The sequence below is a fragment of the Blautia sp. HA3515 genome (assembly GCF_059933065.1).
Genome location: NZ_JAYFUY010000023.1, coordinates 1 through 9,723 on the forward strand (window position 1 = coordinate 1; position 9,723 = coordinate 9,723).

The following is a 9,723-nucleotide window of genomic DNA, read 5'->3' on the forward strand; positions in this document are numbered from 1 at the left end:
CCCCTGTTACAGTACCCTATCCGTGGGGGCACAGACGGGGGCAAGGCTGTCCTACATGGGGCTTCCCTGCCCTAATCTTGGTACCGGCGGCTATGCAGCCCATGGCCCTTGTGAGCATATCACGGTAGAGGGCATGGATCTGGTGGTGGAGATCCTGAAAGGGATCGTGAAGCGGTATGCAGAGCCTGTGAAATAAAATAATAGGATAAGAACCATTGTGATCTGGTAGTTGCTCAGCAGCATGTAATAGAGAATGTGTTGGACAACTGTGTGATAATTTTTTATCACAATGGTTCTTTTTTGTAAAAATTTAAAGCGTAAAAGTGCCATGTCTGTTTAGGATTTTATAAAATTGGACATATGTTTATAAAAATAGCGCGTAAACTCTTAATTTGATACAATACACATAAAAATTAACGATAAAAAATGTGCAACATGCTGATATTCTTGAAATACGAAAAAAAAACTTGTTAAAATATTATCATTATGGTATCTTAGTAGTGCGGAACTAAACTGAATTCTATTTATGCGGAGAAGAGGGAACATGCCTGTATTTGAATGAAAATATTGGTAGAGCAAAAGATGAGAGTTGTGGTTCTGTTTTTTTATTCAGATCATTGTTAAAAAAAAGACGAGAGGAAGAAGGAAGGAACAGGTTATGAGTAGCAAAATTACTATTATTGGTGCAGGCAGCGTAGGTTCTACCATCGCTTATACTTTGGCAAGTGAGGCGATTGCGTCTGAGATCGTTATGATCGATATCAACAAGGAAAAGGTAGAAGGTGAAGTGATGGATATCCTTCAGGGTACCTGCTTTAGAAGCCCGATTTCTATGATCGCAGGAGATTATGAGGATGCTAAGGACTCTGACATTGTAATCATCACATCCGGGATTGCCAGAAAACCAGGACAGACCAGGATCGAGCTTACACAGACGAATGTAAATATTATGAAAGACATTGCTCCAAAGATTGCAAAGGAAGCTCCTAATGCTATTTACATTATCGTAAGCAATCCGGTAGATATTATGACTTATGTATTTACCAAGATTTCCGGCATTCCTGAAAAACAGGTGATCGGTTCCGGTACATTGCTGGATACAGCACGTCTTCGCTGCGGTATCTCTGAGCATTTCAAGGTAGCACAGGGAAATATCCATGCATATGTATTTGGCGAGCATGGGGATACTTCCTTTATTCCGTGGACAGGCGCTTATATCTCAGGCGTAAGTGTAGATGAATATTATGAGAATATGAAAGCGCTTGGAAAAGAGATCCAGCCAATTGACAAAGAGGCAATGCTGAATTATGTCCAGAAGTCCGGTGGCCAGATCATTGCAAAGAAAGGGGCTACTTTCTATGCTGTATCTGTAACCGTATGCAAGCTGGTCAATCTGGTACTTGCAGCATCTGATACTATTACCACTGTTTCTTCCATGATGCATGGAGAGTATGGTATTGAAGATGTATGCTTAAGTACACTTACCCTGGTAGGACCTAATGGTATCCAGGGAAAAGTACCAATGCGTATGAATAAGAGTGAAATTGAACAGTTGAGAAAGAGTGCTGACGCCCTGAAAAATGTTATTGCACAGATCGATCTGTAAAATTGCGTATATATTGGGAGCCGCTTGCGGCTCCCCTATTATGTCCAAAATGCTCGACTTGAATTGATTTTATAATACAAAATAACGTGTTGATTCCTATTAATTTCTGAATATACCAGCAGCTGAAATACAAGATAAAAAGTTGCTGTATATAAATATATTTGCTATAAAACGATAGAAAATGCTAAGAAACAAAGAAAGGATAGCAGGATTATGAAGTACAGTTATTATCCGGGATGTACCCTGAAAAACAAAGCAAAAGACCTGGATACCTATGCCAGGGCTTCTGCCAAGGCGCTTGGATTTGAACTGGAAGAAATCGAAGACTGGCAGTGCTGCGGCGGTGTTTATCCGCTGGGAAGCGATGAAATTGCCACAAAGCTTTCTTCTGTCCGTGCATTGGAGCAGGCCAGGGAAAAAGGCCAGGATCTGGTAACAGTCTGTTCCGCCTGTCATCATGTGATCAAAAGAGTCAATGACGACATGCAAAATGTGGAGGATATCCGCACCAGAGCCAACAATTACCTGAAATTTGAAACACCCTATGCAGGAGAAACAACCGTTCTCCATTACCTGGAAGTATTAAGAGACAGGGTAGGTTTTGATAAGATCAAAGAAAAGGTTGTAAATCCGTTAAAGGGTAGGAAGATAGGTGCTTATTATGGGTGCCTTTTGTTAAGACCTGGAAAAATACTGGGATTTGATAATCCGGAAAATCCTTCCATTATAGAAGATTTTATCCGTGCTATCGGCGGTGAGCCGGTGATCTATCCTTTCCGTAATGAATGCTGCGGTGGCTATATTTCCCTGAAAGAAAAGGATATGGCACAGAATATGTGCAAAAAGATCATGGACAGTGCAGAAGGTTTTGGGGCAGAGATGCTGATCACGGCCTGTCCGCTTTGCATGTATAACCTGAAAAAGAACGGAAACGGAAAACTTCCTGTATACTATTTCACAGAGCTTCTTGCTGAAGCGCTGGGCGTGAAAGAGGAGGTGGCAGAGTAATGAGTGCTTATACATATGGAAATACTGCAAATGCTGCAGAACGGATCAAAGAGATCTCAGGAGTAAATCCTCTGAAATGTATGAAATGCGGCAAATGCTCTGCAACCTGTCCGGCATTTAATGAGATGGATATCAAGCCGCATCAGTTTGTATCCTATGTACAGAATGGGGATATTGAGGCACTTGCCCAGTCAAAATCCCTGTGGAAATGTCTTTCCTGCTTTGCATGTGTGGAGCGTTGCCCAAGAGATGTAAAACCAGGAAAACTGATCGATGCTGCAAGACAGATCGTGATCAGGGAAAAAGGGACAGAATTATCTGAAAGCAGATGAGATCCCGGAGCTGATCGATGATGAAACGCCTCAGCAGCTGTTAGTCAGTGCATTCAGAAGATACAGGAGGTGAGAGACTGGTGCAGAGAATAGGTGTATTTGTATGTCACTGTGGTACCAATATCGCAGCCACAGTAGATGTAAAAAAAGTAGTTGAAATGGCAAAAATGGAGCCAGGAGTAGTCCATGCAGAGGATTATCAGTATATGTGCTCTGAAGCAGGACAGTCCAAGATCATTAATGCCATTAAAGAGAAACAGCTGACAGGAGTTGTAGTATGTTCCTGTTCCCCGCGTATGCATGAGGCTACTTTCCGTAAAGCAGCGGAAAAGGCAGGCCTGAATCCATACATGGTAGAGATCGCAAATATCCGTGAGCACTGCTCCTGGATCCACAAAGATATGGAGGAAGCAACCAAGAAAGCTGTGATCCTTGCAAGAGCAGCCATTGCAAAGGTAAATCTGGATGCGCCTCTTCAGCCGGGAGAGAGCCAGGTTACAAAACGGGCCCTGGTGATCGGCGGCGGTATTGCAGGTATCCAGTCTGCACTTGATATTGCAGATGCAGGATATGAAGTGGATATTGTGGAAAAGCTTCCCAGCATTGGTGGAAGAATGTCCCAGCTGGACAAAACATTCCCAACCCTGGACTGCTCCGCATGTATCCTTACCCCTAAGATGGTAGAAGCTGCAGCTCATGAGAAGATCAATATCTATACATACAGCGAAGTTGAGAAGGTCAGCGGCTTTGTAGGTGATTTTACAGTAGATATCCGTAAAAAAGCCAGAAGCGTAGACATGAGCAAATGTACAGGCTGTGGTGTATGTTCCCAGAAATGTCCATCCAAGAAGATTCCTAATGAATTTAACCGTGGACTGAACAACCGCAGTGCCATTTATATTCCTTTTGCACAGGCCATCCCAAATGTACCTGTGATCGATCGTGAGAACTGTATTAAGTTCAAAACCGGCAAATGCGGTGCCTGCGCTAAGAACTGTGCAGCAGGAGCTATTGATTATGAACAGCAGGATGAGATCGTAACAAAGAAATACGGAGCCATTGTTGTGGCAACCGGTTTTGATGTGATCAAGCTTGATCAATATGATGAGTATGCTTACAGCCAGAGCAAGGATGTGATCACTTCTCTGGAACTGGAGCGTTTGATGAATGCAGCAGGACCTACAAAGGGTCATCTGGAACGTCTTTCTGACGGAAAAGCACCGAAGAATATTGTGTTTGTACAGTGTGTAGGAAGCCGCTGCTCTGATAACAGAGGAAAAAGCTACTGCTCCAAGATCTGCTGCATGTATACAGCGAAACATGCAATGCTGATCAGAGATAAATACCCGGATACGAATGTAACCGTATTTTATATTGATGTACGTACTCCTGGAAAGAACTTTGATGAGTTCTACAGAAGAGCCGTAGAAGAGTATGGAGTAAATTATATTAAAGGTCAGGTTGGCAAGGTCATTCCTCAGCCAGACGGAACTTTAATGGTACAGGCATCAGACCTTCTGGACAACAAACAGATCCTGATGGAGGCGGATATGGTTGTGCTTGCAGCTGCCATTGAGCCAAATAAAGATGTACGTAAGATCGCAACCATGCTTACTGCAAGTATTGATACCAACAATTTCCTTACTGAAGCCCATGCAAAGCTTCGTCCTGTAGAATCACCAACCGCAGGTATTTTCCTGTCCGGTGTGTGCCAGGGACCAAAGGATATTCCGGAAACCGTTGCACAGGCTGGGGCAGCAGCAGTAAAAGCCATCGGACTGCTGGCAAAAGACAAGCTGACTACAAACCCATGTACAGCAAAGGCAGATCCTCTTGCATGTAACGGATGTTCCCAGTGTATGAATGTATGCCCATATGGAGCAATTTCCTATGAGGATGTACAGGTGAATGACCATGGAGTACGTGAGACAAGGCGTGTGGCAGTTGTAAACAATGCACTTTGCCAGGGCTGTGGTGCATGTACAGTTACCTGTCCGTCCGGAGCAATGGATCTTCAGGGATTCTCCAACAGACAGATCATAGCGGAGGTAGATGCAATATGTCGATAGAAGCAAAAGAAGAATTCAGGCCTAAAATCGTAGCGTTCTGCTGCAACTGGTGCAGTTATGCAGGAGCAGACCTGGCAGGAAGCAGCCGTCTGGTTTATCCGGCAGATGTAAAGATCATCCGTGTTCCATGTTCCTGCCGTGTGAATCCTATGTTTATCCTCCGTGCTTTTGAAAAAGGGGCAGACGGAGTGATCCTTTGCGGATGCCATCCGGGAGATTGCCATTATACAACCGGAAACTATTATGCAAGAAGAAGAATGACACTTTTGTTCTCCATGCTTGATTTTATTGGAGTGGAAAATGGACGTACCCGTGTGGAATGGGTGTCTGCAGCAGAAGGTGTTAAGTTCTCCCAGACCATGAATGAGTTTGTGGAGAAGATCCATTCTCTTGGTAAGAATGTAAGATTGGAGGATATAAGATGCAGGAACTGATTAGCCGTGCAAAGGAGCTGCTGGCAGATAATACGGTAGCCCGTGTTCTTGGCTGGAGAGCCGGAGACCTGCCTTACAATCCTGAAGCAGCATATTTTGAAACACCGGAAAGCCTGGATGAATTCGTTTACGATGGCTTTTGCGGAGCAAATTTAAGCAAGATGATGATCGAAGCTTCCAAGCTGGAAGGAAAAACCCTTGTCTGTCTGAAACCGTGTGATACATACAGCTTTAACCAGCTGATCAAAGAGCACAGGGTAGACCGTGAGAAAGCCTATATTATCGGTGTAGGCTGCAAAGGTAAGCTGGATGTGGAAAAGCTTCGCAAAATGGGAATCAAGGGAATCCAGAAAATCACCGGAGCAAAGCTTACTGATGATTGCGAGAACCTTGAAATTGAAACTATTTATGGCAGCAAAACCGTTGCCTATAAAGATGCAATGCTTGAAAGATGCCATGTATGTAAGGGCAAAGAGCATATGATCTATGATGAGATCATCGGTGAGTCCAAGGATACAAAAGATGCTGACCGCTTTGCAGAAGTGGAACGGATCGAAGCAATGTCTCCAAAGGAAAGATTTGAATTTTTCCAGAAGGAACTGAGCAAATGTATCCGCTGCAATGCCTGCCGCAATGCCTGTCCTGCATGCAGCTGCCGCAGATGTGTATTTGACAGTACCAAATTTGACAGCGCCCAGAAAGCAAATGTGGATGATTTTGAGGAAAAGATGTTCCATATCATCCGTGCATTCCATGTCAGCAGGAAGATGCACAGACTGTGGAGAGTGCAGCCGTGTCTGCCCCCAGGGGATTCCGCTTCATCTTTTTAACCGTAAATTCATCAAAGACATCGACCAGTTCTACGGAGAGTATCAGGCAGGTGCAGATGCTGAATCAAAAGGTCCGCTTACCAGCTTTACATTTGAGGATGTGGAGCCTGGCATTGTGGCAGAAAGGGGATAATGTATGTATAAGATAAAAAAAGAAAATCTGAAGGCATTATTCCAGATGATTTCTGAAAAACAGGATCTGATCCTTCCTGTAAAAAAAGCAGAGCAGACAAATTTTGCATTGTGGACGGAAGATGCTGATGTGGATCTTACAACCCTGAAAACTGTAAAATCAGGAAAAGATGCGTTTTTTCCACAAAGCGAAACTTTATATACCTGTGTACGTGATGGCAAAAAGCTGTCTGTAGAGCCGGAAGCATTAAGAGAGCATCCGTTTGTGGTATTTGGAATGAAAGCCTGTGATGTAAAAGGTGTGGAGGTTCTGGATAAAGTATTTCTTTCTGATCCGGTGGACACTTTTTATGCAGCAAGGCGTGAGCATGGGACTATTGTTGCCATGGCCTGCCATGAGCCGGAAGAGTCCTGTTTCTGCAAGGTTTTCGGCACAGATGCAGCAGATCCGGTGGCAGACGTAGCTGTCTGGATGATCGGTGAAGAGCTTTTCTGGAAGGCTGTTACAGAAAAAGGAAATGCTCTTACAGAAAGCGTGAAGGAGCTTCTTCAGGATGCTGATGCAGCAGATGAGGAGACAGTTTCTAAGGAAAAAGAAGCAATCCGTACCATTATTGAAAAACTTCCTGATACACACCTTTCCCTGGAGGGGTGGGACGGAAATGCTACAGAAGAAAAATTCAATTCTCCTGTATGGAATGAACTGTATAAACCATGTCTGGCATGTGGTACCTGCACCTTTGTATGTCCTACCTGCCAGTGCTATGACATTAAAGACTATGATACAGGCCATGGCGTAAAGCGTTATCGCTGCTGGGATTCCTGCATGTATTCTGATTTTACGCTGATGGCAGGCGGCAGCAACCGTACAACACAGCTGCAGAGATTCCGTCAGAGATTTATGCATAAGCTGGTTTATTTCCCGGCAAACAACGATGGCATGTATTCCTGTGTAGGATGCGGACGCTGTGTGGAGAAATGTCCGGAAGCATTAAATATTGTAAAGGTGATCAAAGCCTTTGAAAAGCAGGGAGGAGAAAAAGCATGAGTGAATGTACCTGCCATAAAAACTACAAACTGGAGGCACTCTATCCCAAAGGTAGGAGTTATCACCAGCATTAACGAGGAAACTCCGGATGTAAAAAACCTTTTGTGTAAATGCACCGGATGGAGGAAAGCTTTTTGAGCATATGCCTGGGCAGTGTGCAATGCTTTGCGCACCTGGAGTCAGTGAAGGAATGTTTTCCATTACATCCTCCCCTACCAATAAAGAATATCAGGAATTCAGTATTAAAAGATGCGGAGAGCTGACTTCTTATCTGCACAGCCTGCAGGTTGGGGATGAGATCACAGTGCGTGGGCCTTATGGAAATCATTTTCCGGTAGAGGATAAGCTGAAAGGAAAGAATCTTCTGTTTATCGCCGGAAGGTATTGGTCGTGGCACCTCTTCGTTCTGTGATCAATTATGTGCTGGACAATCGTGAGGATTATGGAACTGTGGATATTCGGGACGGTTCCCGTTCTGCAGATGATCTGGTTAAGCTGAAAGAGATCCAGAATGTATGGATGAAAGCAAAAGATGTAAATGTATATCTTACCATTGACCGTGAAGAACAGGAGGGCTGGGACGGACATGTAGGCTTTGTTCCAAGCTATCTGAAAGAAATCGGATTTGATACAAATAAAGTTGCATTGGTGTGCGGACCGCCGATCATGATCAAGTTTGTTCTTCAGGGACTGGAAGAACTGGGCTTTTCAAGATCACAGGTTTATACCACACTGGAACTTCGTATGAAATGCGGAATCGGTAAGTGCGGACGCTGCAATATTGGTTCCAAATATGTGTGCAAGGACGGACCGGTGTTCCGGCTGGATGAGATCGATCAGTTACCTGATGAGTACTGAAGAAGCAAAGCGGAATCGAGCTTAGAGCACTGCGAATCGACAAAAGCAGTGTCGAGCCTAGCACTGCGATTACCTACTATAAGAAAGGATCAAACAACATGGAAAATATGGTAAATGTATATTTCTTTGGAAAAAAATACACAGTACCTGCTGATCTTACGATCATGACCGCTATGGAATATGCAGGTTATACCTTAAAGAGGCTGCGGATGCCGTCATGGCTTCTGCGGCGCCTGTGCAACCATGTACAGGATCAAAGGAAAAAATGAACTGAAGACCTGCCTGGCCTGTCAGACACAGGTACAGGAAGGCATGTATGTGGCAAGCATCCCATTCTTCCCAACAGACAAGAGAACCTATGAGATTGATGAGATCCGTCCGGAACAGCGCATTATGATGGAACTTTATCCGGAAATCTACAGCTGTATCGGATGTAATGCCTGCACAAAAGCCTGCACACAGAACCTGAATGTTATGCAGTATATCGCTTATGCACAGCGTGGAGAATTTGAGAAATGTGCAGAAGAGTCCTTTGACTGTATCGCATGCGGCTGCTGTACTGTGCGTTGTCCTGCAGAGATTTCCCATCCAATGGTTGGTCTTCTGGCAAGACGTCTTACTGGAAAATATATTGCACCAAAGAGTGAGCATCTGGCGAAACGTGTAGAAGAGATCCATGAAGGGGCATATGATGAACTGATCGAACAGATCATGCAGAAGCCTATTACGGAAATGGAAGAACTTTACAACCACAGAGAGATTGAGAAATAAGGAGGAAGAGCCATGTTTACACCAGAAATGATGGAATCCGTGAAAAAAGTGGAGGCAACAAGACCTTCACGAATTGGCATGGAACCTAGAAGAATGACAGCTGAAGAGAAGGACACTCTTTTGAAGGCTTTTCATCCGGATTACAGGGAAGAGGCGTTTGCCGAGATTAAGATCGGACCGAATAAAGGCCAGAAAGCGCCAAAAGAGCTGACACATCTTCTCCATTCCAACAGTCGTCTGCTGACAGATAAAGTAGATCTTGATAAAGTAGATTATGACGTAGATGTACTTGTGATCGGCGGCGGCGGTGCAGGATCTTCTGCAGCAATTGAAGCTCACGAAGCCGGAGCAAAGGTTATGATCGTTACAAAGCTGCGTATCGGTGATGCTAATACCATGATGGCAGAGGGTGGTATCCAGGCAGCAGATAAAGCAAATGATTCACCGGTACAGCATTATCTGGATGCTTTCGGCGGCGGACATTTTGCTGCAAGACCGGAACTTTTGAAAAAACTGGTTATGGAAGCACCGGATGCCATTCAGTGGCTGAATGATCTTGGTGTTATGTTTGATAAAGATGCAGAAGGAAATATGGTGACCACTCACGGCGGCGGAACATCCAGAAAGAGAATGCA

10 protein-coding genes and 2 pseudogenes are annotated in these 9,723 nt (G+C 44.3%); all 12 read left to right on the forward strand.

Going from position 1 to position 9,723, the window contains the following annotated elements; all coding sequences use genetic code 11:
• Window positions 1-196: pseudogene (locus R1Y93_RS01015) on the forward strand (peptidase T); the annotation flags it as partial.
• A 462-nt stretch (window positions 197-658) separates the two neighbouring features.
• Window positions 659-1,606, forward strand: coding sequence for an L-lactate dehydrogenase (locus tag R1Y93_RS01020; RefSeq protein WP_500821301.1), 948 nt, complete (start codon window positions 659-661; stop codon window positions 1,604-1,606).
• 213 nt (window positions 1,607-1,819) lie between these two features.
• Window positions 1,820-2,614 (forward strand): CoB--CoM heterodisulfide reductase iron-sulfur subunit B family protein, encoded by a 795-nt coding sequence (locus tag R1Y93_RS01025; RefSeq protein WP_158421792.1) that lies wholly within the window; start codon window positions 1,820-1,822, stop codon window positions 2,612-2,614.
• Entirely contained in the window at window positions 2,614-2,946 is a 333-nt protein-coding gene (locus tag R1Y93_RS01030) for a 4Fe-4S dicluster domain-containing protein (protein WP_500821302.1), read from the forward strand. The genes R1Y93_RS01025 and R1Y93_RS01030 overlap by 1 nt, the downstream gene beginning before the upstream one ends.
• A gap of 80 nt (window positions 2,947-3,026) precedes the next feature.
• Window positions 3,027-5,015, forward strand: a complete 1,989-nt coding sequence (locus R1Y93_RS01035; RefSeq protein ID WP_500821303.1) for a 4Fe-4S dicluster domain-containing protein — start codon at window positions 3,027-3,029, stop codon at window positions 5,013-5,015.
• Window positions 5,006-5,449: a hydrogenase iron-sulfur subunit gene (locus tag R1Y93_RS01040; protein ID WP_158421789.1), complete on the forward strand. Its 444-nt coding sequence runs from the start codon at window positions 5,006-5,008 to the stop codon at window positions 5,447-5,449. The genes R1Y93_RS01035 and R1Y93_RS01040 overlap by 10 nt, the downstream gene beginning before the upstream one ends.
• Window positions 5,437-6,279 carry a 4Fe-4S dicluster domain-containing protein gene (locus R1Y93_RS01045; RefSeq protein WP_500821304.1) on the forward strand — a complete coding sequence of 281 codons (843 nt, stop codon included), beginning with the start codon at window positions 5,437-5,439 and terminating at the stop codon, window positions 6,277-6,279. The genes R1Y93_RS01040 and R1Y93_RS01045 overlap by 13 nt, the downstream gene beginning before the upstream one ends.
• A 136-nt stretch (window positions 6,280-6,415) precedes the next feature.
• On the forward strand, window positions 6,416-7,459 hold the full coding sequence (locus R1Y93_RS01050; RefSeq protein WP_500821305.1) for a 4Fe-4S dicluster domain-containing protein: 1,044 nt from the start codon (window positions 6,416-6,418) through the stop codon (window positions 7,457-7,459).
• Window positions 7,460-7,601: 142 nt separating this feature from the next.
• Complete coding sequence (locus R1Y93_RS01055) at window positions 7,602-7,871, forward strand: FAD-binding oxidoreductase (RefSeq protein ID WP_500821306.1); 270 nt, start codon at window positions 7,602-7,604, stop codon at window positions 7,869-7,871.
• A complete protein-coding gene (locus R1Y93_RS01060) occupies window positions 7,850-8,317 on the forward strand; it encodes an iron-sulfur cluster-binding protein (protein WP_500821307.1) in 468 nt (155 codons plus the stop codon). The genes R1Y93_RS01055 and R1Y93_RS01060 overlap by 22 nt, the downstream gene beginning before the upstream one ends.
• 98 nt (window positions 8,318-8,415) lie before the next feature.
• A pseudogene (locus R1Y93_RS01065) lies at window positions 8,416-9,088 on the forward strand (2Fe-2S iron-sulfur cluster-binding protein).
• A gap of 12 nt (window positions 9,089-9,100) precedes the next feature.
• Window positions 9,101-9,723: FAD-dependent oxidoreductase (locus tag R1Y93_RS01070; protein ID WP_500821308.1), on the forward strand; the 623-nt coding region annotated here is incomplete at its 3' end.